This window comes from Tepidiphilus margaritifer DSM 15129 (genome assembly GCF_000425565.1).
Classification (GTDB): Bacteria; Pseudomonadota; Gammaproteobacteria; order Burkholderiales; family Rhodocyclaceae; genus Tepidiphilus; species Tepidiphilus margaritifer.
On sequence record NZ_AUDR01000016.1, the window covers coordinates 35,785 to 57,928 of the forward strand.

General features: G+C 65.7%; 23 protein-coding genes, 1 other RNA gene and 1 pseudogene. 21 read left to right on the forward strand and 4 right to left on the reverse strand.

Features of this window, described 5'->3' with window-relative positions; all coding sequences use genetic code 11:
• Window positions 1–19 precede the first annotated feature (19 nt).
• The 3 genes from flgK to H607_RS12880 are packed head-to-tail and all read left to right on the forward strand — an operon-like array spanning window position 20 to window position 3,282.
• The gene (gene flgK, locus H607_RS0105860; protein WP_028874653.1) at window positions 20–1,693 is read left to right on the forward strand and encodes a flagellar hook-associated protein FlgK; all 1,674 of its coding nucleotides are present in this window, start codon (window positions 20–22) and stop codon (window positions 1,691–1,693) included.
• Window positions 1,694–1,707: 14 nt separating this feature from the next.
• Entirely contained in the window at window positions 1,708–2,721 is a 1,014-nt protein-coding gene (flgL, locus tag H607_RS0105865) for a flagellar hook-associated protein FlgL (RefSeq protein ID WP_028874654.1), read from the forward strand.
• Window positions 2,722–2,730: 9 nt separating this feature from the next.
• The gene (locus H607_RS12880; RefSeq protein WP_051240710.1) at window positions 2,731–3,282 is read left to right on the forward strand and encodes a hypothetical protein; all 552 of its coding nucleotides are present in this window, start codon (window positions 2,731–2,733) and stop codon (window positions 3,280–3,282) included.
• Between the two features lie 38 nt (window positions 3,283–3,320).
• Here H607_RS12880 and H607_RS11965 read toward each other — a convergent pair whose 3' ends face one another.
• Window positions 3,321–3,863: an NUDIX hydrolase gene (locus tag H607_RS11965; RefSeq protein WP_051240711.1), complete on the reverse strand. Its 543-nt coding sequence runs from the start codon at window positions 3,861–3,863 to the stop codon at window positions 3,321–3,323.
• A gap of 140 nt (window positions 3,864–4,003) precedes the next feature.
• Here H607_RS11965 and grxD point away from each other — a divergent pair, with 140 nt between their 5' ends.
• Window positions 4,004–4,327, forward strand: a complete 324-nt coding sequence (grxD, locus tag H607_RS0105880; RefSeq protein WP_028874655.1) for a Grx4 family monothiol glutaredoxin — start codon at window positions 4,004–4,006, stop codon at window positions 4,325–4,327.
• 65 nt (window positions 4,328–4,392) lie between these two features.
• Here the strand turns inward: grxD and argH are convergent, their stop codons facing one another.
• The gene (gene argH, locus H607_RS0105885; protein ID WP_028874656.1) at window positions 4,393–5,796 is read right to left on the reverse strand and encodes an argininosuccinate lyase; all 1,404 of its coding nucleotides are present in this window, start codon (window positions 5,794–5,796) and stop codon (window positions 4,393–4,395) included.
• Window positions 5,797–5,925: 129 nt separating this feature from the next.
• Here argH and hemC point away from each other — a divergent pair, with 129 nt between their 5' ends.
• The 7 genes and pseudogenes from hemC (at window position 5,926) to ffs (ending at window position 11,776) form a co-directional block, all read left to right on the forward strand.
• A complete protein-coding gene (gene hemC, locus H607_RS0105890) occupies window positions 5,926–6,885 on the forward strand; it encodes a hydroxymethylbilane synthase (RefSeq protein WP_028874657.1) in 960 nt (319 codons plus the stop codon).
• Window positions 6,882–7,670, forward strand: a complete 789-nt coding sequence (locus H607_RS0105895) for a uroporphyrinogen-III synthase (protein WP_028874658.1) — start codon at window positions 6,882–6,884, stop codon at window positions 7,668–7,670. The genes hemC and H607_RS0105895 overlap by 4 nt, the downstream gene beginning before the upstream one ends.
• A gap of 42 nt (window positions 7,671–7,712) precedes the next feature.
• A pseudogene (locus H607_RS13745) lies at window positions 7,713–7,826 on the forward strand (MerR family DNA-binding transcriptional regulator); the annotation flags it as partial.
• A 32-nt stretch (window positions 7,827–7,858) separates the two neighbouring features.
• Window positions 7,859–9,199: an RNA-guided endonuclease InsQ/TnpB family protein gene (locus H607_RS0105900; RefSeq protein WP_028874659.1), complete on the forward strand. Its 1,341-nt coding sequence runs from the start codon at window positions 7,859–7,861 to the stop codon at window positions 9,197–9,199.
• A 14-nt stretch (window positions 9,200–9,213) separates the two neighbouring features.
• Entirely contained in the window at window positions 9,214–10,503 is a 1,290-nt protein-coding gene (locus tag H607_RS0105905) for a uroporphyrinogen-III C-methyltransferase (protein WP_028874660.1), read from the forward strand.
• Window positions 10,504–10,513: 10 nt separating this feature from the next.
• The gene (locus H607_RS12885) at window positions 10,514–11,656 is read left to right on the forward strand and encodes a heme biosynthesis HemY N-terminal domain-containing protein (protein ID WP_051240712.1); all 1,143 of its coding nucleotides are present in this window, start codon (window positions 10,514–10,516) and stop codon (window positions 11,654–11,656) included.
• A gap of 22 nt (window positions 11,657–11,678) precedes the next feature.
• Window positions 11,679–11,776, forward strand: an RNA gene (ffs, locus tag H607_RS13120) — signal recognition particle sRNA small type.
• Between the two features lie 6 nt (window positions 11,777–11,782).
• Here the strand turns inward: ffs and H607_RS0105915 are convergent.
• Entirely contained in the window at window positions 11,783–12,004 is a 222-nt protein-coding gene (locus tag H607_RS0105915; RefSeq protein ID WP_028874661.1) for a hypothetical protein, read from the reverse strand.
• Between the two features lie 146 nt (window positions 12,005–12,150).
• Here H607_RS0105915 and dnaX point away from each other — a divergent pair, with 146 nt between their 5' ends.
• The 8 genes from dnaX to H607_RS0105955 all read left to right on the forward strand — a co-directional run bounded on the left by dnaX (window position 12,151) and on the right by H607_RS0105955 (window position 18,680).
• On the forward strand, window positions 12,151–13,914 hold the full coding sequence (dnaX, locus tag H607_RS11975) for a DNA polymerase III subunit gamma/tau (RefSeq protein ID WP_051240713.1): 1,764 nt from the start codon (window positions 12,151–12,153) through the stop codon (window positions 13,912–13,914).
• On the forward strand, window positions 13,904–14,230 hold the full coding sequence (locus H607_RS0105925) for a YbaB/EbfC family nucleoid-associated protein (protein ID WP_028874662.1): 327 nt from the start codon (window positions 13,904–13,906) through the stop codon (window positions 14,228–14,230). Before dnaX ends, H607_RS0105925 begins: the two co-directional genes overlap by 11 nt.
• 6 nt (window positions 14,231–14,236) lie before the next feature.
• Window positions 14,237–14,836: a recombination mediator RecR gene (gene recR / locus H607_RS0105930; protein WP_028874663.1), complete on the forward strand. Its 600-nt coding sequence runs from the start codon at window positions 14,237–14,239 to the stop codon at window positions 14,834–14,836.
• A gap of 95 nt (window positions 14,837–14,931) precedes the next feature.
• Window positions 14,932–15,522, forward strand: coding sequence for a ubiquinol-cytochrome c reductase iron-sulfur subunit (gene petA, locus H607_RS0105935; RefSeq protein WP_028874664.1), 591 nt, complete (start codon window positions 14,932–14,934; stop codon window positions 15,520–15,522).
• A gap of 16 nt (window positions 15,523–15,538) precedes the next feature.
• Window positions 15,539–16,804: a cytochrome b gene (locus H607_RS0105940; RefSeq protein ID WP_028874665.1), complete on the forward strand. Its 1,266-nt coding sequence runs from the start codon at window positions 15,539–15,541 to the stop codon at window positions 16,802–16,804.
• The gene (locus tag H607_RS0105945) at window positions 16,801–17,556 is read left to right on the forward strand and encodes a cytochrome c1 (RefSeq protein ID WP_028874666.1); all 756 of its coding nucleotides are present in this window, start codon (window positions 16,801–16,803) and stop codon (window positions 17,554–17,556) included. The genes H607_RS0105940 and H607_RS0105945 overlap by 4 nt, the downstream gene beginning before the upstream one ends.
• Before the next feature lie 108 nt (window positions 17,557–17,664).
• Window positions 17,665–18,267: a glutathione S-transferase N-terminal domain-containing protein gene (locus H607_RS0105950; RefSeq protein WP_028874667.1), complete on the forward strand. Its 603-nt coding sequence runs from the start codon at window positions 17,665–17,667 to the stop codon at window positions 18,265–18,267.
• Window positions 18,268–18,269: 2 nt separating this feature from the next.
• The gene (locus tag H607_RS0105955; RefSeq protein ID WP_028874668.1) at window positions 18,270–18,680 is read left to right on the forward strand and encodes a stringent starvation protein B; all 411 of its coding nucleotides are present in this window, start codon (window positions 18,270–18,272) and stop codon (window positions 18,678–18,680) included.
• Between the two features lie 5 nt (window positions 18,681–18,685).
• Here the strand turns inward: H607_RS0105955 and H607_RS0105960 are convergent, their stop codons facing one another.
• A complete protein-coding gene (locus tag H607_RS0105960) occupies window positions 18,686–19,942 on the reverse strand; it encodes a D-amino acid dehydrogenase (protein WP_028874669.1) in 1,257 nt (418 codons plus the stop codon).
• A gap of 227 nt (window positions 19,943–20,169) precedes the next feature.
• Here H607_RS0105960 and H607_RS11980 point away from each other — a divergent pair, with 227 nt between their 5' ends.
• The gene (locus H607_RS11980) at window positions 20,170–21,552 is read left to right on the forward strand and encodes an MATE family efflux transporter (protein ID WP_037989794.1); all 1,383 of its coding nucleotides are present in this window, start codon (window positions 20,170–20,172) and stop codon (window positions 21,550–21,552) included.
• Window positions 21,552–22,142 carry a DedA family protein gene (locus H607_RS0105970; protein ID WP_037989797.1) on the forward strand — a complete coding sequence of 197 codons (591 nt, stop codon included), beginning with the start codon at window positions 21,552–21,554 and terminating at the stop codon, window positions 22,140–22,142. The genes H607_RS11980 and H607_RS0105970 overlap by 1 nt, the downstream gene beginning before the upstream one ends.
• The last annotated feature ends 2 nt before the right edge of the window (window positions 22,143–22,144 follow it).

A 22,144-nucleotide genomic window follows, 5' to 3' on the forward strand; every position in this document is an offset into this window, starting at 1 on the left:
CCGAACACGGGAGAACATCATGGCGGATTTCCTCAACATCGGTTTGACCGGGCTCATGGCGGCGCAGGCCAAGCTCAACGTCGTCAGCAACAACATCTCCAATGCCGACACGCCCGGCTACAGCCGCCAGACCGTGATCCAGACCACCCAGCCTTCGCAATACATGGGGTATGGGTATCAAGGGTTGGGGGCTCGTGTCACCGGTGTCGATCGTGCTTACGACCAGTTCCTGCAGCGGCAGCTGCTGCAATCACAGAGCCAGGCGAGCTACTACCAAACCTACAGCGATCAGATCGCGCCGATCGACAATCTCGTAGCCGATCCCGATGCGGGGCTCTCCACCGCCATGCAGCAGTTTTTCGATGCGGTGCAGGAAGTGGCCGACAGCCCGTCGGATCTCGCCGCCCGCCAGTCAATGCTCTCGCAGAGCAATGTGCTGGTCAACCGATTCCAGCTGCTCGCCGGTCAGCTCAACGAAATCGATGCCGGTGTCGAGCAGAGCCTTTCGCTCACCGCCAAGGACATCACCCAATACGGCCAGCAGATCGCCCGGCTCAACCAGGAAATCGTCCGCGCTACGGGCGCGGGCAACGGCGCCGCGCCCAACGATCTGCTCGACCAGCGCGACCAGGCGCTCGCCCAGCTCAGCCAGCTCGTCAATGTCCACGCCGTGATCGACGACAAGGGGATGATGACCGTTTTCATCGGCAACGGTCAGGCCCTGGTGCAAGGAGTGCAGAGTGCCACCATCGCTGCCAGTCCCGATCCTGCCCAGCCTTCGCGCAGCCAGATCACTTACCAGATCGGTACGGGCGCGGCGATGGTGCTGCCCGAATCCCAGCTCAGCGGCGGGCAGCTCGGCGCCCTGCTCGACTTCCGTCGCCAGACGCTGGAGCCGATGCAGGACCAGCTGGGGTTCGTCGCCACGGCGCTGGCAGCGAAGTTCAACGAGGTACATGCGTCGGGCTATGGCCTGGACGGATCGACTGGGAAATCTTATTTCTCTGGCATCGATCTTTCCCTGCCCGTGCAGACCACGGGTTCGGCCGGCAGCGCCGTCTCCGTGCCTTTTGCCTCTCCACTCAAGCTTGAAGCCCTTCGCCCCGATACGTACATTCTGAGCAGCACCAATGGCACGCTCACCGTGACGCGGCAAAGCGACGGCACAATTTTCCCCAACTCGAATTTCCCCGACTTGACCCAACCGATCGACGGGCTCGATTTCTCCGGTGTGAGTTTGCAACCGGGCGAGACGGCCGTCATCGCGCCTTACCGCAACGCCGCTTCCAGTATCGGCGTGGCGATTACCGACCCCCGGCAGATCGCCGCTGCGGAAGAAGACCCGACCGGTACGGTCGCGCCGGGCAGCGGCCCGGCCGACAACCGCAACGCGCTTGCGCTCGCCGGCATCCAGACCGACAAATTTCTCTACGACAAGACCGCCACGTTGCAGTCCGCCTACGCCACGGCGGTGGCCACGCTCGGCGCCAAGGCGAGCGAGGTGAAGAACGGCGCGTCTTCCTCGCAGGCGTTGCACGACCAGATCAAGGCGCAATACGACAATTTTGCCGGCGTGAATCTCGACGAGGAAGCCGCCAATCTGATACGCTTCCAGCAAGCCTATCTCGCGGCGAGCAAGGTGATGCAGACCTCGCAGAAACTCTTCGATGCCGTGCTCGCCATTGCCGGCTGACCGGGAGAACGACCATGCGCATCTCCACGTCCCAAATCTTCGAGCGCAACATCGCGGCCCTGCAGAACAACCAGGCGCAGCTCGCGCAAACCCAGGCCCAGGTCGCCAGCGGCAAGAAGATGGTCACCCCTTCCGACGACCCTGTACGCTCGGCGCGCAGCCTCGAACTGCAGCAATCCCAGAGCGTGAACAAGCAGTTCCTCGCCAACATCGGTTACGCCAAGGATCAGCTCGGAATCACGGACACCAAGCTCACTTCGATGACCGACACGCTGCAGTACATGCGGCAGCAGTTCATCAAGGCCGGCAACGGCGGGCTCTCTGCCCAGGACAAAGCGGCGATCGCCTCCGACCTGCGCAGCCAGCTCGACAACCTCGTCGCGCTCGCCAACAGCAAGGACGGGCAGGGGAATTATCTCTTCGCTGGCTACAAGAACGATACGCCACCGATCGCTTTCGGTGACCATGACGGCGACCCAACGACGCCGGATCTCTACTACTACCAAGGGGACGCCGGCACGCTGCAGATGCAGGTCGGCCCCGAGCGCAAGATGGACATTCTGGTTCCCGGTTCGGCGGCGGGGGGAGGGGGACTCTTCGATGCGGATCAAAACTTATATACAACCGGGACTCCTGCGACCTATCCTCCGGCGCAGTTCTTCAACCAACTGAAGACCGCAATCGACGCGATCGACCCGGCCACCGCGGGAGCGACGACTTTGCCGGCAGCCTACATAGATCCCGACACAGGACCCGATCCCACCAGTTACGGCCTCGACACGGTCGATGCCTTCATGAATCGCATCTCCGTGTATCAGTCCAAAGTCGGCTCCCAACTCGCCGAGCTCGATTCGCTCGATTACGCCGGGCAGACGATCGACCAACAGTACGCCACCGCCCGTTCGCGCATCGAGGATCTGGATTACAACGAGGCGCTGAGCCGTCTGGCGCAGCAGCAGCTCGTCTTGCAGGCAGCGCAGCAGTCCTTCGCGCGCGTGTCCAATCTTTCCCTCTTCCAATATCTCTGAGGCTGCTCCATGCGCGCTCTGCCCTTTCTTACGCTCGCGGGGTTTGCCGCACTCATGGGCGGATGTGCCGAGGTGCCGTGGAGCGACCCGGAACGCCTGGCCGCGCCGGCGGCGGGTGCGGCCGGCTCGGCGCTCGTGCTCTCGTCATCGTCGATGAACGTCAGTGGCTCGAGTTCGGGCAGCGCCGCCGGAGGAGCCAATTCCGTCACCCCGACCCCCGTGTCGCACGCCGCGCTGCTGCGCCAGCTCGGCGGGGCGGCGCTGATCGCCTATGCGCTCTACGACCCGTTCGATCCCAACTGGAGCATCGAGGTCGAGGAGTCGCCAGCCAATGCCACGGCCCGCATTCGCATGAGCATGCGCTCGCTCACCACTGGTGGCCAAGGCGAGGCCTACACCGTCTTTCGCCGCGCCGCCAAGGAGATCGCCTCGCGCCGTGGCGCGACGACTTTCGAGATCGTCTCCTATGAAGAGGGGATTCACTCGACCCGGCCGCTCGCGCAGCGCTACGCGGTGGGCGACGTACGGCTCGTGGGGCTGCCCCCCGCAGAGGGGCGCTGAGGCGCTCGAACTGCTCGCGACGATCTCTTTCTCGGCGGTCAGGCGGAGGGAGGGGCGGGACGTCGTCCCAGCGTCTTCACCAGCACGCCGTGCCGGGGATGGCGCAGATGGTGGGCGAGCGCGGCGCGTACCGTCTCGAAAGCGAGCTCGTCCCAGGGAAGATGGCGTATGGGAAAAAGCCGCGTCTCGAGGCTCTCTTCCCCGGGCGCCACGTTCAGGTCGAGCAAGTCTGCCCGATAGAAGAGGTGAACTTGCTGGATGGCGGGAACGTCGATAAGGGCCTGGAGCGTGCCGATCTCGACCAGGGCGCCGGCTTCTTCCCAGGTCTCGCGCATCGCTGCTTCCACCGTGGATTCGCCGTTTTCCATGAAGCCGGCCGGCAGCGTCCACCATCCCAGGCGGGGCTCGATCGCGCGGCGGCACAGCAGGATCTGGTTCTTCCAGCGTGGAATGGCCCCGACCACGAGTTTCGGGTTTTGATAGTGGATCTCGCCGCAATGGGAACACACGTGCCTCGGCCGGTTGTCGCCGGGCGGGACGAGAACCTGCAGGGGATGGCCGCAGACGGTACAGTAGTTCATCGCTCGCTCACGAGCGCCTCGATGGCGATGGATATTCGTCGATTGTACCTCCCTTGTCCCGAGGCATGATTCCCACCTTGACGTTGCCCGCCCCGGCTCGCTAAGATGGATTCCCCCAACTTCACGGTACAAGGATCTCCATGGACATTCAAGAAAAAATCCGCCAGCAAATCGCCGCCGATCCGGTGGTGCTCTACATGAAAGGTACGCCCGATTTTCCGCTGTGCGGTTTTTCCGCGGCGGTGGTGCAGGTGCTGCGCCGCTGCGGTCTGAAAGACTTCGCCGCCTACAACGTGCTCGAAGACGAGTCCTTGCGCCAGGGGATCAAGGAATACGCCAACTGGCCGACCATCCCCCAGCTCTACATCAAGGGCGAGTTCATCGGCGGGGCGGACATCGTGCGCGAGATGTACGAGTCAGGCGAGCTGCAGGAATTGCTCAAGGAAGCCGGTGTGCTCGCTTGATCTCTGGTGCCGCGCAAGGCCGCCATGCGGCCACATGGCAGGCGGTTCGCGGCACCCACACGGTTTCAGGCGCGATTCATCAGCCGCGCCCGGGCGTGCGCGATCGCCTCGCGTACCGCCTCGGGCGCGGTGCCGCCAATGTGCCGCCGCTGCGCGAGCGACCCCTCGATCGTCAGCACCCGATAGACGTCTTCCTCGATCAGGGGGCTGAAACCGCGCAGCACGTCCAGCGGCAGCTCGGCCAGATCCACGCCGCGCGCCTCGGCCTCGCGCACGGCGCGCGCCACCGCTTCGTGCGCGTCGCGAAAGGGAACCCCCTTCTTCACCAGATAGTCGGCCAGATCGGTGGCCGTGGCGAATCCCTGGCGTAGGGCTTCGCGCATCGCCTCGGGACGCACGGTGATGCCGCCCACCATTTCGGCGTAGATCACGAGCGTGTCGAGCACGGTATCCACGGCATCGAACAGGGGCTCCTTGTCTTCCTGATTGTCCTTGTTGTAGGCGAGCGGCTGCGCCTTCATAAGGGTGAGGAGCCCCATGAGGTGCCCATAGACCCGTCCCGTCTTGCCGCGCACGAGCTCCGGTACGTCCGGGTTCTTCTTCTGCGGCATGATGGAAGAGCCGGTGCAGAAGCGGTCGGCGAGCGTGATGAAGCCGAAGCGCGGCGTCATCCACAGGATGAGTTCTTCGGAGAAACGCGACAGGTGCATCATGACGAGGGATGCCGCCGCGAGGAATTCGATGGCGAAGTCGCGGTCGCTCACCGCGTCGAGCGAGTTGCGGCACACGTCCTCGAAGCCGAGCTCGCGGGCGACGAATTCGCGGTCGATGGGAAAGGTGGTGCCGGCGAGCGCCGCCGATCCCAGCGGCAGGCGATTGACGCGGCGGCGGGCGTCGCGCAGCCGTTCGCGGTCGCGCTCCAGCATCTCCACGTAGGCCATGAGGTGGTGGCCGAAAGTCACCGGCTGCGCCACCTGCAGATGGGTGAAACCCGGCATGGGGGTGGCCGCGTGCGCCTCGGCCAGATCGAGGAGGGCGCCTTGCAGGGATTCGATCGCTTCGACGATGGCGTCGATCTGATCGCGCAGCCACAGGCGCAGGTCGGTGGCGACCTGGTCATTGCGGCTGCGCCCGGTGTGCAGGCGCTTGCCCGCATCGCCCACCAGGGCCGTGAGACGTTTCTCGATGTTGAGGTGCACGTCTTCGTCATCCAGCGACCAGGGAAAGTCCCCGCGGGCGATCTCCTCGCGAATCTGGACCATGCCGCGCTCGATGTCGGCCAGATCCTGGGCGCTCAGGATGCCTTGGCGCGCGAGCATCTTGGCGTGGGCGAGCGAACCGCGGATGTCGTGCTCGGCGAGCCGCCGGTCGAAAGGGATCGAAGCGGTGTAGCGCTTGACGCGCTCGGAGACGGGTTCGGCAAAGCGCCCCGACCAGGTCTTGGCGGGCGTGTGCGGCGTGTCGGTCATGGTGATGAGCGGTGATCAGGCAAGGAAAGGGGCAATTATAAGGCCGCGGGGCGTCGAGGCGACGATGATAGAATCGCCGCATCCGTTGTTTGCCGCCGGCGCTCGTGCCCGCGTCGCCAGGGAGAAAGCATGACAGAAGAAAACCCGGCCTTTCCGCCGCCGTCACGCCTCGTCATCGCCACCCGCGAGAGTCGCCTCGCCTTGTGGCAGGCGCAGTTCGTCAAGGCTAGGCTCGAGGCGCTCTATCCCGCCTGTCGCGTCGAACTGCTGGGAATGACCACCCGCGGTGACCGTATCCTCGATCGGCCCCTGGCGAAAGTGGGCGGCAAGGGACTGTTCGTCAAGGAACTGGAAGCAGCGCTGCTCGCGGGAGAAGCCGATCTGGCGGTGCATTCGATGAAGGACGTGCCGATGGTGCTCGACGAGGCGTTTGCGCTCGCGGCCACGCTCGCGCGCGAAGAGCCGGCCGATGCCTTCGTCTCGAACCGCTACGCCGGCCTCGACGATCTGCCGCCGGGCGCAGTGGTGGGCACTTCCTCGCTGCGGCGTCAGGCGCAGCTCATCGCGCAGTATCCCTATCTGGCGGTGAGCCCCCTGCGCGGCAACCTCGATACGCGCCTGCGCAAGCTCGACGAGGGGCAATTCGACGCCATCATCCTTGCGGCGGCCGGTTTGCGTCGCCTGGGATTGGGCGAGCGCATTCGGTCGGTGCTGCCGGTCGAGGTCAGCCTGCCGGCGGCGGGGCAGGGGGCGCTGGGCATCGAATGCCTGGCCGAACGCGCGGAGGTGCGCTCCTGGCTCGCACCGCTCGCAGATCCTCTCACCACCGCCTGCGTGGCCGCCGAGCGGGCCTTCGCCCGGGTGTTGGGCGGCAGCTGTGAAGTGCCCATCGCCGCCTATGCCGTGCCCGAGGGCGAATCCCTGTGGCTGCGCGGCCGGGTGGCCGAACCCGACGGTAGCCGCATCTACGGCGGCGAGATCCGCGGGCCGCTGTCGGCGGCGGTCCAGTTGGGCGAGACCCTGGCGCGGCGTCTCCTCGATGAAGGCGCGGCAGAGCTCGTCGCGGCGCTCTCGGGCGGCGCGGCATGAGCGGTTCGCCGCCCGCCGTCTGGGTGACCCGTCCGCGCGCGCAGGCCCGGCGGCTCGAGGCGATGCTGCGGGCAAGAGGGTTTGCGCCGGTGGCGGCGCCCCTGCTCGCGATCGAACCGATCGAGGACGAGGAGCAAGAGGCGCAGGTCGCCGCTGCGCTGGATGACTATGCCTGGGTCTTCTTCGTCAGCCGCACCGCCGCCGAGCTCGCCGTGCCGCGCCTGCGCCGTTACCGCGCCTGGCCGCCGGGTCCGCCGGTGATGACGGTGGGTGAGGGCAGTGCCGAATCACTGCGCGCCCTGGGGTTCGCCGACGTGCTTTTTCCCCGCGAAGGCGCCGATTCGGAGGCGGTGCTCGCTTTGCCCGCGTGTTCGGGCGCGGCCGTCTCGGGGCGGCGGGTGTTGATCGTCAAGGGGGAGGGCGGACGGGCGCTGCTCGCACGGACCCTGAGCGAGCGCGGCGCTCTGGTCGATAGCTGGGTGTGCTATCGTCGGGTCCCGCCCCGATGGACGGCGGAGGTGCTCGCCCCCTTGCGCGAGGGGAGGCTCGCCGCGATGCTTCTCACGAGCAGCGAAGGGGTCTTGAATCTGCCGGCTCTGGTGCCGGCTGCCGATTGGCCGCTGCTCGTCGACGTGCCGGCCGTCGCGGCGCACCCGCGCATCGCTACCGCGGCCACGGCCCTGGGTCTGCGGCGCGTCGTCACGGCAGCGGCTCCGGGGGACGCGGGGCTCATGGCCGCCCTGGAATCCTTGCCCGCTTTGCAGGAGCTAATATCTAGCATTTAATAACGTGCATTATAGTGTATAACTGTGTATATATAAAATACAATGAGTACAGGAAAGGCAGCGAAGTTGCTCGACGTATCGGTCAAGACGCTGCAACGATGGGAACGCAAGGGTCGTCTTGTTCCGATAGCGTGGACAGACAGCAACCGACGTCTTTAATGGCGAGGCGCTGAAAAAGGATACGCAAGATGCAACTGACGCATAAGATTGCTCTTCGTCCGACACCTGACCAGTCCGACTATTTCAAGCGAGCCTGCGGCACGGCGCGTCGCGTCTGGAACTGGGCGCTCGCCGAATGGAATCGCCAATACTCGGCGGGGCTCAAACCAAACGCAATGGCACTCAAAAAACAGTTCAACGCCATCAAGTACAGCGATCCGCAATGGCTCGATGAACACGGTCAGCCGTGGCTCAAAACCATTCACCGCGATGCGCACGCACAACCCTTTGCGCATTTGCAACGCGCGTGGTCACGATTCTTTGCCGACCTCAAGGCAGGCAGGAAAGCCTACCAACCAACATTCAAGAAAAAAGGCCGCTGCCGCGACAGCTTTTATGTCGCCAATGACCAATTCAGGCTCCACGGCCAAAAAATCCGCCTGCCTCTGGTTGGGTGGGTGGAGATGGCGGAATCCTTGCGGTTCGACGGAAAGATTCTTGGTGCGACGGTTTCGCGCACGGCGGATCGCTGGTTCGTCGCCATTCAAGTCGAAGTCCACGATAACCAGTTCTATCGCCGAAGGACGGCGCAAGAGGTTACAGGCGTTGATCTCGGCTTGAAAGCGGCCGCGACGCTTTCTAACGGCCAAACCATCCAAGCACCCAAGCCGCTCAAGGCAGCGCTGCGACGGCTCAAAATCCGCAATCGGCGTCTCAGTCGCAAGGTCGAAGCCGCCAAGGTTGCTGCTGGATTTGCTCCCAAAGCGAAACTTCCCAAGGGAACCCGTTTGCCGGTCTCGAACAATCGCAGGAAGTCCGCTGAGGCATTGGCAAAGCTGCATGCGCGCATTGCCAATATCCGAGCGGATTTTACGCACAAGCTCACGACCCGGCTCTGCCGCGAAAACCAAGCGGTGGTGGTCGAGGATTTGCATGTCAAGGGGATGATGGCAAACGACAAGCTTGCTCGCGCCATCAGCGACATTGGCTTTGGGATGTTTCGCTCGCAGATCGAGTACAAGGCAAAGCGCTACGGCACCCGGTTGGTCATCGCCGACCGTTGGTATCCGAGCAGCCGCTTGTGTTCGGTCTGCGGATGGAAGAACGAAGCGCTGACGCTGAGTGATCGGGAATGGTCGTGTCCGCAATGCGGCACGGTTCATGACCGCGATCTCAACGCGGCGCTGAACCTAAAACGGCTGGCAACCGAAACTGCTCTACCCGTGGCGAGTCCGTCCGGCAACGGCGGCACTGCGGCAGAGGATGTCTCTGCCGTAGTCGGGAAAGTCACGCCTGTCAGACACGAAGTCGGCCCGCAAGGCGCTTCGGGGCAGGAAGAGAACCGTGCGCACTCTTGCGCACTTTCTTGATAGCAGGGAAATCGATGAACGAACCGAAACCGCAAGAAGGCGCAGCGCAAGAAAAGGCAAACGCGGAACACGAGCGTCCCGTCGCCCCGATTTCTGGCGCCCCGCCCGAAGGGACTGCGCAGCGAGATGTGCCGCACACTCCGCCCGCCCCGGAACCTCACTCGGACGGCGTTGATCCGGGCACGCCGGAGGCGCTGCCTTTCCGACCCTGCCGCCGCTACGCGGCCTGGGCACTGGCCGCCGGCATCGTCGTGCTGCTGCTCGCCCTCGGAGCCTACGCCTATGCGCGGCATGTGGTGCAGCAGGAAGCGGCACAGCGCCAGGCGCTCGAGGAGCGGCTCGGTCGGCTCGAACAGGGCTCGCAACGCAGCGAGGAATCCGTCCAGCAGCTGCAGGGCGCGCTGAGCGTTCTTTCGCAGCGGCTGGATACCGTCCAGCATGCACTGGGCCAGGTTCAGGGGCAGGTGGATGAACTGCGCGAGCTCGGTCGCCTGGTGGAGCGCCTCACCCAGGCGCTGGCCCAACAGGACGAACGCCGCTTGCTCGTCGAGGCCCGCGATGCGCTCACCTATGCGCAACGGCGCATCGATTGGGCCAACGATTCGGCGACGGCGCTCGCCGTGCTCGCCGAACTGGACGCGCGGCTGACCAAAGAGAACCGTGGTCTCTTCCTGCCGTTGCGGCAGGCGCTCGCGCGAGACCTCGAGCGACTGCGCGCCTCACCCCGGGTCGATCTCGACGGGATCCTCGCCCGGCTCGATGCGCTGGAATCCCGACTGCCGCAGCTTGCGCTCGCCTTTGCCTCCCCCCTGCCGGAGGCGGCAGCCCTCGGCGCGCCCCGGCTCGCCACCGAGATCCCGGCGGAAGAAGCCTCTTCGCCGGCGGAATTACCCTGGCATCGGCGCTTGTGGCAGACGCTGCTGCGCTGGACGGACGAAGTCCTCGCCGCCGCGGCACGGCTCGTGCGCCTGGAGCGGCTCAATGCCGTCGCGCCGGAACTGCTTTCGCCGCAGCAGCGCTTGGTGCTCGAAGAGAACCTGCGGCTATGGCTTGCCAGCGCCAGGCTGGCCGCGCAAGCGGGAGACGAAGGTCGCTATCGTGCCGCGCTGGAAAAAACCCGCGAGGCCTTGGTGCGATTCTATGCCACCCAGGATCCGGCCGTGGCCGCGGCGCTCGCCACCCTCGACGAACTCGCGGCCCAGTCGATCGCGGCGCAGCGCGTGGCCCTTACCGAATCCTTCGCCGCGCTCGCCCAGATCGAGGCGCGTCTTCAGGCCGAGGCGGTTTCCGCCCCTGCGCCTTGAGGAGAATTTCATGAAAGCCTTGATCACGCTCGTACTCGTGGCGGCGCTGGCGGTGGCGGCGGGGCTCGCCATCCAGAGCGTGGACGGTTACGTCGTCTTCGTCGTGCCGCCCTGGCGCGCCCAGCTGTCGCTGACCCTCTTTGTGCTGGTGCTGGTGCTCACCGTCGTCGCCCTCTATCTGTCGTTACGCCTCGTGGTCACGCTGCTCGGCCTGCCCCGTGCCCTGCGCGCGCGGCGCGAAGCGTGGCGCTTGCGGCGGGCCGTGCGCACGCTCGTACGCCTCGTGCGCGCTCATGCGCTGGGCGATACGGCAACGGTGCATCGGCTGGCGGAGCGGCTCGCCGGCAACCCCGCCGTCGCCGAGGCCGGCGCGGCGCTGGCGGCAGCGACGGCGCTCGGGCAGGGCGATGAGGCGCGGGCGGAAAACTGGCTTGCCCGCCTCGATCACTGGCCGGACGTTCGCACCGTGCTGGAAGCCGAATTTGGCGTGCATTTCTCCCGCCCCGAGCGTCTGCAGGCGGCGATGGAGCGGCTCGCCGAAGTCCGCGGCATTCCCGAGGCGACGGCGCTGCGCCTGAAGCTCGAAGCCGCCGAAGGGGAGGGCAGATGGCACGAGGCGCTGGAGCTCGCCCGCCGGCTGCGTGCGCGCGGCGAGGCAGAGGCGACGAAAATCGCCTCGGTCATCCGGCGGGCGCATCTGCAAGAAGCGTCCTCGCGTCTGGCTTTGGGCACAGATCTCTTTACCTGGTGGAAGCGCCTGCCCAAGGAAGAGCGCTTCGATCCCGAGCTTCTGGAATCCCTGGCGCGCCTGGGAATCGATCAGGGGCAGGGCGCAAAAGTCCGCCCCATTCTGGAGGCAGCCCTGGAGAAACAGTGGCAACCCGGCCTGGTGCGACTCTATTTCGCCAGCCTCGATGCTGCCGAGCGCCAAAGCGGGCTGGCGCGGCTCGAGCGATGGCTGCAGGCCCATCCCGAAGATCCTGCCGTGCTCGAAGCCCTGGTCGAACTATGCCTCGAGCTGCAGCTGTGGGGCAAGACGCAGGACTATCTCGCGCGGCTGCGTCGTGTGGGCGCGGATCCTGCCCTGATCGGACGGCTCAGTGCGCGCTTGCAAGAGGGATCAGGCCGTGCCGCGGCCTTTCCGGCGCCTTGAGGCGTGCTACAATGGCGTCCGTGGCGGGTCGCCCCGCATTGCGGCGCGGGAACCGGGTCAGGGCCGGAAGGCAGCAGCCCTAACCGCTCCCCGCAAGTGCCGGGGGTCCGGCTCGCCACCCCTTATTCATGATCGCGCCTGCCGTTCCTCCTGGGCCGCGGTGCCGAACCAGGCAACGGCGGCGAGTGAGGCGAAGCTCACCACGCCCACCACTTCCCAGTCCATCCACCCTGCCACTTCCCGAAGCAGGACGGCCATGCCTGCCGCCCAAATCCCCCAGCCGATCGCCCGGCGCCAGCGTTTCGCCCTGGCGCGGAGCGTTCCGTCGTTTCCTCGGATGAGTCTCATTGCACTTCCTCCTTGCTCACTCGGGTTCATGATAGGGAAGGCAGCGTGATAATGCAAATGATAATGAGAAATAGTTTCAATAGTAAAAACCTTTTACCCTCACACCGTGTCTGTACGGCGAAGGGGAATCCGGTAGAATCCGCCTCATGACCCAGCTCGCCCTTGCCCGCAAATGGCGTCCCCGCCGCTTCGAAGCGCTCGTGGGGCAGGACCACGTCGTGCGCGCCCTCACGCACGCGCTCACCACGCAGCGGCTGCACCACGCCTATCTCTTCACCGGCACGCGCGGGGTGGGCAAGACCACCATCAGCCGCATCTTCGCCAAGGCGCTCAACTGTGAGCGAGGTATCACGCCCGAGCCCTGCGGTACGTGCGCCGCGTGCGTGGCGATCGACGCCGACCGCTTCCCCGATTACGTCGAGATGGATGCCGCCTCCAACCGCGGCGTGGACGACATGGCGGCGCTGCTCGAGCAGGCCGTCTACGCGCCGGTGCAGGGGCGCTTCAAGGTCTACATGATCGACGAAGTGCACATGCTCACCGGGCACGCCTTCAACGCCATGCTGAAGACCCTCGAAGAGCCGCCCGAGCACGTCAAGTTCATCCTCGCCACCACCGACCCGCAAAAGATCCCCGTCACGGTGCTGTCGCGCTGCCTGCAGTTCAACCTGCGCTCGCTGCCGCCCGCCCTCGTCGCCGAACACGCCGCCCGCATCCTGGAGGCCGAGGGCGTGCCCCACGATCGTGGGGCGCTCGAACTCGTGGGGCAGGCCGCGCGCGGGTCCATGCGAGATGCGCTCTCGCTCCTCGACCAGGCGCTCGCCTACGGGGCAGGAGAGGTGCGCGAGGCGCAGGTGGCGGAGATGCTGGGCTTGGTGGCGAGCGCCACCTTGCGCGAACTCTTCGAGGCCGTGGTGGCGGCCGACGCCCCGGCCGCGCTTGCGCTCGCCGATCGGCTCGCCATGAGCGGTGCGTCGCTCGAATCGGCCCTGGCCGCGCTCGCGCAACTCGTGCATCAGCTCGCCGTGCTGCAGTTCGCGCCCGAAGCCCTGGAAATGCAGACGCGCGAGACGCTCGCCCCGCTCGCGGCACGGCTCGACCCCGAATACCTCCAGCTCGCCTACGACATCCTCACGCACGCGCGCCGCGATCTGGCGCTCGCGCCCGATCCGGCCGTCGGCTTTTCGATGGCGATCTTGCGTCTGCTCGCCTTCGCGCCCCAGACCACGGCTGCGTCGCCCCCCGCCGTGCCCGGCCCGGGTGCGGCGCCCAAGATCGGGGAGAACACTGAATCGGCCGAAGCGCGGCGCGCAGCGTTCCTGCCGCCCAACCAGGGGCAGGATGGGGCAGGGGAAACGGCCTCTTCCGATGCTGCCGGCGTTTCTCTGCTGCAGGCAAACGGCATGCCGGCGAAGCCTCTTCCCCCCCAGCCGTCCGGCGTGCGGGAGCCGAACGTGTCTCCGCCGGCAGGCCGGGAAAACCCGAGCGGCGGAATCGATGCCTGGCACGAGTGGTTTGCCGCCATGCGTCTCACGGGGCTTGCGCGCGAGTTCGCGCAACATTGCGTCTGCCGCGCGGTCCACGGCGACACGGTCGAGCTGCTGCTCGATGCCTCGCACCGCGTGTTGCTCGATCTGCACCCGGAATGCGTCGATCGCATCGCCGAGGCGCTGGGCGAGGTGCTGGGGCGGCGCGTCCAAGTGCGTGTCACCGTGGCCGAAGTCGCCGACACGCCGGCGCAGCGCGAAGCCGAGGCCCGCCGCCGGGCCCATGCCGCCGCCGTCGGGCGGCTGCTGGCGCACCCCGTTACCCAGCGGCTCGTCGAGCGGTTCGACGCCACGCTCGACGAGGCCAGCGTCACCTGGTCTACTTCTTCAACTCCACCGCAAGGAACACGCCATGCTCAATAAAAACGCGCTTTCCGGCCTGATGCGCCAGGCGCAGCAGATGCAGGAAAACATGAAGAAACTGCAGGACGAGCTCGCCGCGATCGAAGTCGAGGGGCAGGCTGGTGCCGGCCTCGTCAAGGTGCTCATGACCTGCAAGTACGACGTACGCCGCGTCAGCATCGACCCCTCCGTGCTCGACGACAAGGAGATGCTCGAAGATCTCGTGGCCGCCGCGGTCAACGACGCCGTGCGCCGGGTCGAGACGACCACTCAGGAGAAGATGGCGGCCGTCACTGCCGGCATGCCCTTGCCCCCGGGCATGAAATTGCCTTTCTGAGTCTCCATGCCCACACCGCTCGACGAACTCATCGAAGCGCTGCGCTGCCTGCCCGGCGTCGGCGCAAGGAGCGCGCAGCGCATGGCGCACCACCTGCTGCAACGCGAACGGCGCGGTGCGCAGCGGTTGGCACGGGCGATCGAGTCGGCGCTCGCCACCCTCACGCACTGCGCGCGCTGCAACGCCTTCAGCGAGACCGCCGTATGTGCCCGCTGCAGCGATCCGGCGCGTGATGCCACTGTCGTCTGCGTGGTCGAGTCGCCCGCCGACATGGAAGCCATCGAGCAGACCCACACTTTTCGCGGTCTATACTACGTGCTGATGGGGCATCTCTCGCCGCTCGACGGTATCGGTCCGAAGGAGCTCGAACTCGAGCGGCTGCTCGAGCGGCTCGCTTCGCCCGAAGTGCGCGAGGTGGTGCTCGCCACCAACTTCACCAACGAAGGCGAAGCCACGGCGTACTGGATCGCCGAACGGGTCCGTCCGCGGGGTGTGACGGTCACGCGCCTAGCCCGTGGCGTGCCGCTCGGCGGCGAGCTCGAATACGTCGATGCCGCCACCGTGGCGCACGCGCTCATCGACCGCCGCCGCCTCGACGCCACCTGAAGCGTCGAGCTACCGCATGCCTCTTGGACGCCCCCCGGCGATCCTTTATAATCCGCAAATTTGCACCGTCTTTCCATCTCTCGAGGGTTCGCGCCATGAGCAAGGAGCACACGTTGGACGACAACCGGCGCCAGCTGTTGATCGCCACCTCCGTCGTCGGCGGGGCTGGGGTGGTCGCCGCCGCCGTTCCCTTCGTCGCCAGCCTCACCCCGTCCGAACGCGCCAAGGCGGCCGGCGCACCGGCCGAAGCCGACATCAGCAAACTCGGTCCCGGCGAAATGATGACCGTCGAATGGCGTGGCCAGCCCGTCTGGATCCTGCGCCGCACCGAGGCGATGCTCGCCACGCTCGAAGAAATCGAACCCCGCCTGGCGGATCCCAATTCCGAGAAGTCCATCCAGCCGCCCTACGCCAAGAACCGGCACCGCTCGATCAAGCCGGAGTATCTCGTCGTGGTCGGCATCTGTACCCACCTCGGCTGCTCTCCCACGGCCAAGTTCGCCAAGGGCGAGGCGAGCGGCATCAGCAAGGACTGGCTGGGCGGCTATCTCTGCCCCTGCCACGGCTCGCAGTTCGACCTCGCCGCACGCGTGTTCAAAGGCATGCCGGCACCGACGAACCTCACCGTGCCGCCGCACAAATACCTGACCGATACCAAGATCCTCATCGGTGAAGACAAAGCTTGACGCGCGAGGCGAGACCATGACCACCAAACAAGGACTGCTCAACTGGATCGACGAGCGATTCCCGCTCACCTCCACCATCCGGGAGCACCTCACCGAATACTACGCTCCCAAGAACTTCAACTTCTGGTACTACTTCGGCTCGCTGGCGCTGCTCGTGCTGGTGATCCAGATCGTCACCGGCATCTTCCTCGTGATGCACTACAAGCCGGACGCTTCGCTCACCCAGTCGGGCGTACCGGTGGCCTTCGCCAGCGTCGAGTACATCATGCGCGAGGTGCCCGGCGGCTGGTTCATCCGCTACATGCACTCCACCGGCGCCTCGGCGTTTTTCATCGTCGTCTATCTGCACATGTTCCGCGGGCTGCTCTATGGCTCGTACCGCACGCCGCGCGAACTCGTATGGATCTTCGGCGTGCTCATCTTCCTTGCCCTGATGGCCGAAGCCTTCATGGGCTATCTGCTGCCGTGGGGGCAGATGTCCTACTGGGGGGCGCAGGTCATCATCAACCTCTTCTCGGCGATCCCCGTCATCGGGCCCGATCTCTCCACCGTCATCCGTGGTGACTTCGTGGTGTCGGATGCCACGCTCAACCGCTTCTTCTCGCTGCACGTCATCGCCGTGCCGCTGGTGTTGCTGCTGCTCGTGGCCGCGCACATCATCGCGCTGCACGAAGTCGGCTCCAACAACCCCGACGGCATCGAGATCAAGAAGAAGAAAGACGCCAACGGCCGCCCGCTCGACGGCATCCCGTTCCATCCGTACTACACGGTCAAGGACATCGTCGGGGTGGCGGGCTTCCTCATCGTCTTCTTCGCGGTGCTCTTCTTCGCGCCCGAAGGCGGCGGCTACTTCCTCGAGTACAACAACTTCATCCCGGCCAACCCCATGGTCACGCCGCCGCACATCGCGCCGGTGTGGTACTTCACGCCGTTCTACTCCATTCTGCGCGCCGTCACCTACCCGCTCTTCGGTATCGACGCCAAGTTCTGGGGCGTGGTCGCCATGGGCGCGGCGGTCATCATCATCGCCTTCCTGCCCTGGCTCGATCGGGCACCGGTGAAATCCATCCGCTACAAGGGGCCGATCTACAAGACGGCGCTGACGATCTTCGTCATCGCCTTCCTCATCCTCGGCTACCTCGGAGTGCTCCCGCCCACGCCGGCGCGCACGCTGGTGTCGCAGATCTGCGCGGTGATCTACTTCGCCTTCTTCTTGCTGATGCCCTGGTACAGCAAGATCGATCCTTGCAAACCGGAACCGGAAAGGGTGACCTGGAAATGAAGAACCTCATCGTCCATGCCAAGCGGCTGCTCGCGGCCGCCCTCATCGCCCCCGCGCTCGTCTTCGCCTCGGCCGAAGGACCGCAGCTCGACAAGGCGCCCCTGTCCAAGGATCCGGAAAGCCTCAAGCGCGGGGCGACGATCTTCGTCACCACCTGCATGGCCTGCCATTCGGCCAGTTTCATGCGCTACAACAAGCTCACCGAGATCGGCTTCACCGAAGACGAGATCAAGGAAAAGCTGCTGCCGCCGGACAAGAAAGTCGGCGACCTCATGACCATCGCCATGCGGCCGCAAGACGCGAAGAAATGGTTCGGTGGCGTGGCGCCTCCCGACCTCACGCTTGAGACGCGTCAGCGCAATTCCGAGCTCGGCAGCGGCGCGGACTGGGTCTACACCTACCTGCGTAGTTTCTACCGCGATCCTACCCGTCCGACCGGTTGGAACAATGTCATCTTCCCGGGTGCAGGCATGCCGCACGTTTTCTGGGAACTTCAGGGCGAGCAGACGGCCAAAATTACCAAGAACCCGGATGGCACCCAGTCGATCGAGCTCGTCCTCTCCAAACCCGGAACGATGAGCCCCCAGGAATACGACAAGATGGTGGCCGATCTCGTCTCGTTCATGCAGTGGATGGGCGAGCCGATCGCCGAGAAACGCAAGTCCATCGGCATCTGGGTGATGATCTACCTGGCGGTGTTCTTTGCGCTTGCCTATGCGCTCAAAAAAGCGTATTGGAAAGACGTTCATTGAACCCAGCTGCGGCGGGGCGCCGCAGCCCGGCCGGGCAGGATCCGCGCCCCGTCGTCACGTACGCACCCCGGCCGGGGTGCGTTCGTTTTTCTTCGTGAGACGTACGCCATGATGAACCTCTATTCGGGATCGGTCGATCCATTCAGCCATCGTTGCCGCATCGTCCTCTATGAAAAGGGGATGGATTTCGAAGTCACCGACGTCGATCTGCTCGACAAACAGGCCGACGTCGCCCGCATCAACCCCTACGGGCGGGTGCCGGTGCTCGTCGATCGCGAACTCGTGCTCTTCGAGCCCAACATCATCAACGAGTACATCGACGAGCGCTTTCCCCATCCGCAGCTGATGCCGCCCGACCCGATCCTGCGCGCCCGCGCGCGCCAGCTGCTGCAGACGCTGGAGAACGAACTCTTCCGCCACATGCGCGCGCTGGAAGATGCGCAAGAAGAGGCGCCGCGCGAGCAGGCACGCCAGACGATCCGCGACCAGCTGGTGCAGCTCGCGCCCATCCTCAGCCGGCAGAAGTACCTCTTCGGTGAGGACTACTCGATGATCGACGTGGCGATGGCGCCCTTGCTGTGGCGGCTCGAGCACTACGGCATCACCTTGCCCTCGGCTGCCTCGCCGATCATGAAGTATGCCGAGCGCCTTTTCAGCCGCCAGGGATTCATCGACGCGCTCTCGCCTGCCGAAAAACTCATGAGGAAGTGACGATGCTGCCCCCTTCGGCCAAGCTCTACCTCGCCCGTGCCCTCTACGATTGGTGCATCGACCATGGGCTCACGCCCTACGTCAGCGCCAAGGTCGAGGGGGCGAGCGTTCCCCGCGGCTACGATCAGGATGGAGTCATCGTGCTCAACCTCGGACCTGAGGCGACCAACCGTTTCGCCTTCGAGTCCGACGGCATCTCCTTCCAGGCCCGTTTCGGTGGCAAGGTCTTCGACGTCTGGCTGCCGGCGGAAAACGTCCTCGCGATCTACGCGCGCGAGACCGGACACGGCATCGCGCTGCCCGACGAGATGTTCACCGCGCCCGAACCCGACGGCGAACCGACCCCGCCCGAGGGGCCGGAAGAAAAACCCTCCGGCAAACGGGGTGGGGGGTTCCTGCGCGTGGTGAAATAGGCTTCTTAGCCTACGAAGGGAAAGGCTTCCAGCCCGGGCGGTGTTTTCCCTTCGAGGCGGGCGACGAGCGCCTGCGCCGAACCGCAGGCGAGCGTCCAGCCCAGCGAACCGTGGCCGGTGTTCACCCACACGTTGGCCATGGGGCTGCGCCCGATGAGCGGCACGCCGCCCGGAGTCATGGGCCGCAGCCCCGCCCAGGCTTCGGCCGCTTCCAGATCCGCCACGCCGGGCAGCATCGATTCCGCCCAGCGTCTCAGGGGCGCGATGCGCTCCGGACGCACCGAATCGTCGTAGCCGGCGATTTCGGCCGTACCGGCAAAGCGCAAACGGTTCCCCAGCCGCGAGCACACGATGCGCCTCGATTCGTCGGTGAGCGAGGCGGTGGGCGCTCGCTCCGGCACGAGGATGGGCGCCGTGAGCGAATAGCCCTTGACGGGATAGATCGGCGCCTCCATGCCGAGCGGCGCGAGCAGCTGCGGGCTATCCACACCGGCGCAGACCACGATCGCATCGGCCGTGAGTTCGAAGGCTCCGGCCGGTCCCTCGAAGCGTGCCGCCTCGCAGCGGCCCTTGCCCAGACGCCAACCGCTCCAGCGCGTCTCGAGGAGCACTTCGGCCCCGGCCTGGCGTAGCCGCTCCACCATCTCCTCGCAGAAACGGCGCGCGTCGCCGGATTCGTCTTCCGGCGCGTACAGGGCGCCGCAGAGTTTTGCGGCCACCGGTGTGAGCGCAGGTTCGATTTCCACCGCCTCGGTGGGTGAGATTGCCCGGGCGGTGATCCCCAGCTCGCGCAGTTCCGCCTCGTGCCGCCGCCCGGTTTCCCAGTCGCGCAGGGTGAAGAAGAGGTGCAGGATGCCGCGGGTCTGCACGTCGTACTCCAGGCCGAGCGCCTCGCGCCAGCGGCGCAGCACCTGCAGGCTGTGGCGCGCAAGGAGCGCGATCACCCGCGCGTTGCGCTCGTGGCGCGACGGCAGGCATTCCCGCAGGAAGGCCGTGAGCCAGCACCACTGCGCGGTATCGAGCGAGGGGCGCCAGCGAAACGGCCCGTCCTCGCGCGTGAGCGACTCCAGCGCGATCAAGGGCGCCTTGGGACTCGACCAGGGGTGCGGATGACTCACCGAGATTTGCGCCCCGTTGGCATAGCTCGCGCCGCGCCCCGGTGCCTCGCGCGCCTCCACAAGGGTGACCGTATGCCCTGCTTCGCACAAGGCCCAGGCCGTGGTTACGCCGATCACGCCGGCTCCGATCACGAGGGTTTTCATGGGGGGTCCTTTCTCCATCGGATGAAATGGGGCAATTCACTTGCCTTGCATGTCGAACAGTGTAGCGCAGAAAAAAACACGTTACACGTGCGGATGGCTTTCGTGGCAGACTTTGAAGTTTCCCTAGGTTGAGGAATTCGAATGATTCGCTGCACTATCTCGTACCTTACGTTGTTTTCCACGGTTACGGTCGTCTGTACCTCCAATGCGTTCTCGACGAGAAGACGATGAGCGAAAGGGGATATGAAAGATGGCTGGAAATCCGGGCCTTGCTTCGCCTCGCCGGGCCGATGGTGCTGTCGCAGACGGCGTTCGTGCTCATGGGGCTGGTAGATACGGCCATGTCGGGGCATGCCGGGGCGCAGGAACAGGCGGTGGTGGGGCTGGGGGTGGCGCTGTGGATTCCGGTCTTCATCGGCCTGATGAACGTGGTGCAGGCGGTGAGCCCCTTCGTGGCGCGGCATTATGGGGCGGGGGATCATCGTGCCATCGTGCGCGATACCCGCGAGGCGATGTGGCTGGCGCTCTGGACTTCGCTCGTGCCGCTGGCGGCCTTGCCGTTCGTGCCGGCGGTGTTGCGTGGTTTCGGGATCGAACCGGAGCTGGCGGCGAAAACGACCTTTTTCCTGGAAGGAATCGGCTGCGGTCTGCCGGCGGCGCTGGTGTTCCGGGCGCTCGCCTTCTATTCGGCGAGCGTAGACCGGCCCAAACCGATAATGACAATTGCGTTTTTCGGGCTCGGGATCAACGCTTTTTTCAACTGGGTGCTGATCTACGGCCGCTTCGGGGCACCGGCTCTGGGGGGCGCAGGATGCGGCTGGGCCACGGCGATCGGGATGTGGTGCAGCCTCGTGGTGATGGGGCTGTGGACGGCGTTCGCGCCGGCCTATGCGCCGTTTCGCCTCTGGCGCGGCGGCTGGAGCTGGCCGAGCTGGGAGGGGCAGAAACGTCTGTTGCGCCTGGGGTTGCCCATGGGCGGGGCGGGGCTTGCGGAGGTGGCGGCCTTCACGGGCATCGCGGTGCTGATCGGGCGGTTCGGGCCGGTGCAGATCGCGGCGCATCAGGTGGCGCTCAACGTGGCTTCGCTCCTTTTCATGTTGCCGGCGGGTATCGGCGCGGCGCTGGCGATCCGGGTGGGGCAGAGCCTGGGCGCGGGGGATCCGGCGCGGGCGCGGCGGCTCGCCTGGACGGGGGTTGCGGCAGGGCTGACGATCGGGGTGCTGATGATGGGGCCGGTGCTGGCGGGGCGGCATGCGATCACGGCACTCTACAGTTCGGATCCGGCGGTGCGGGATCTCGCGGCTTCGCTCCTGGTGCTGGCGGCCTTATGGCAGGTGTTCGACGCGACGCAGGCGTGCATGATGGGCGCTTTGCGCGGCTATCATGTGACCCTGCTGCCCATGCTCCTCATGCTCGGGGCGTTTTGGCTGGTGGGCATCCCTCTGGGGGCCTGGCTCGGCTATGAAGGAGGGCCATTCGGCCGCCCGTTGGGGGTCTTCGGTTTCTGGATCGGGCTGCTGGCGGGCCTTGCCCTGGTGTCGTGTGGCCTGGCGTTGACGCTGCGCACGGTGGCCGATGCGGCGTTGTTGCGGTGCAGGAAGGAGAGGTGATGACGTTCTCGCTCGATTTTCCCTCGCTGGTGTCCCAATACGGTTATCTGGCGGTGTTCGTCGGCTGCTTTCTCGAAGGGGAGACGATTCTGCTCCTGGCGAGCTACGCGGCGCGGCGCGGATATCTCGATCCGTGGTTCGTCTGGGTCGTGGCGGCCTTTGCCGGTACGTTGGGAGATTTGTTCTTCTTCTGGCTGGGCCGGCGGCACGGGCGCTGGGTGCTGGAGCGCTTGCCCAAACTGCGGGGAAAGATTACCGCGGCGCTTGGGCTCATCGAGAGCCATCCGGCAAAGCTCATCCTGCTGATGCGTTTTCTCTACGGGTTGCGCATCGCCTTGCCGATCGCCATGGGGATGAGCCGCATCCCGGCGCAGCTCTATGTGCCGCTCAATTTCCTGGCGGCGCTCCTGTGGGCCTCGGTGATCGTGCTCGCCGGCTACCTCTTCGGGGCCGCGGTCGAAGCCTGGCTCGACGAGCTCGCCAGTTACGAGTACTGGGTGATGGGAGCGTTGGCCGTGCTGGTGGTGGTGGCGCACGGGTTGATGCGTCGGGGCGGGTTGCGTCGTCGGAGGGCAGGAAGTGGGCGGTGAGG

Bases quoted from the DNA above. Each gene is read 5' to 3' on its own strand.
- flgK (WP_028874653.1), top strand. From the start codon at position 20: ATGGCGGATTTCCTCAACATCGGTTTGACCGGGCTCATGGCGGCGCAG.
- flgL (WP_028874654.1), top strand. From the start codon at position 1,708: ATGCGCATCTCCACGTCCCAAATCTTCGAGCGCAACATCGCGGCCCTG.
- H607_RS12880 (WP_051240710.1), top strand. From the start codon at position 2,731: ATGCGCGCTCTGCCCTTTCTTACGCTCGCGGGGTTTGCCGCACTCATG.
- H607_RS11965 (WP_051240711.1), bottom strand. From the start codon at position 3,863: ATGAACTACTGTACCGTCTGCGGCCATCCCCTGCAGGTTCTCGTCCCG.
- grxD (WP_028874655.1), top strand. From the start codon at position 4,004: ATGGACATTCAAGAAAAAATCCGCCAGCAAATCGCCGCCGATCCGGTG.
- argH (WP_028874656.1), bottom strand. From the start codon at position 5,796: ATGACCGACACGCCGCACACGCCCGCCAAGACCTGGTCGGGGCGCTTT.
- hemC (WP_028874657.1), top strand. From the start codon at position 5,926: ATGACAGAAGAAAACCCGGCCTTTCCGCCGCCGTCACGCCTCGTCATC.
- H607_RS0105895 (WP_028874658.1), top strand. From the start codon at position 6,882: ATGAGCGGTTCGCCGCCCGCCGTCTGGGTGACCCGTCCGCGCGCGCAG.
- H607_RS0105900 (WP_028874659.1), top strand. From the start codon at position 7,859: ATGCAACTGACGCATAAGATTGCTCTTCGTCCGACACCTGACCAGTCC.
- H607_RS0105905 (WP_028874660.1), top strand. From the start codon at position 9,214: ATGAACGAACCGAAACCGCAAGAAGGCGCAGCGCAAGAAAAGGCAAAC.
- H607_RS12885 (WP_051240712.1), top strand. From the start codon at position 10,514: ATGAAAGCCTTGATCACGCTCGTACTCGTGGCGGCGCTGGCGGTGGCG.
- H607_RS0105915 (WP_028874661.1), bottom strand. From the start codon at position 12,004: ATGAGACTCATCCGAGGAAACGACGGAACGCTCCGCGCCAGGGCGAAA.
- dnaX (WP_051240713.1), top strand. From the start codon at position 12,151: ATGACCCAGCTCGCCCTTGCCCGCAAATGGCGTCCCCGCCGCTTCGAA.
- H607_RS0105925 (WP_028874662.1), top strand. From the start codon at position 13,904: ATGCTCAATAAAAACGCGCTTTCCGGCCTGATGCGCCAGGCGCAGCAG.
- recR (WP_028874663.1), top strand. From the start codon at position 14,237: ATGCCCACACCGCTCGACGAACTCATCGAAGCGCTGCGCTGCCTGCCC.
- petA (WP_028874664.1), top strand. From the start codon at position 14,932: ATGAGCAAGGAGCACACGTTGGACGACAACCGGCGCCAGCTGTTGATC.
- H607_RS0105940 (WP_028874665.1), top strand. From the start codon at position 15,539: ATGACCACCAAACAAGGACTGCTCAACTGGATCGACGAGCGATTCCCG.
- H607_RS0105945 (WP_028874666.1), top strand. From the start codon at position 16,801: ATGAAGAACCTCATCGTCCATGCCAAGCGGCTGCTCGCGGCCGCCCTC.
- H607_RS0105950 (WP_028874667.1), top strand. From the start codon at position 17,665: ATGATGAACCTCTATTCGGGATCGGTCGATCCATTCAGCCATCGTTGC.
- H607_RS0105955 (WP_028874668.1), top strand. From the start codon at position 18,270: ATGCTGCCCCCTTCGGCCAAGCTCTACCTCGCCCGTGCCCTCTACGAT.
- H607_RS0105960 (WP_028874669.1), bottom strand. From the start codon at position 19,942: ATGAAAACCCTCGTGATCGGAGCCGGCGTGATCGGCGTAACCACGGCC.
- H607_RS11980 (WP_037989794.1), top strand. From the start codon at position 20,170: ATGAGCGAAAGGGGATATGAAAGATGGCTGGAAATCCGGGCCTTGCTT.
- H607_RS0105970 (WP_037989797.1), top strand. From the start codon at position 21,552: ATGACGTTCTCGCTCGATTTTCCCTCGCTGGTGTCCCAATACGGTTAT.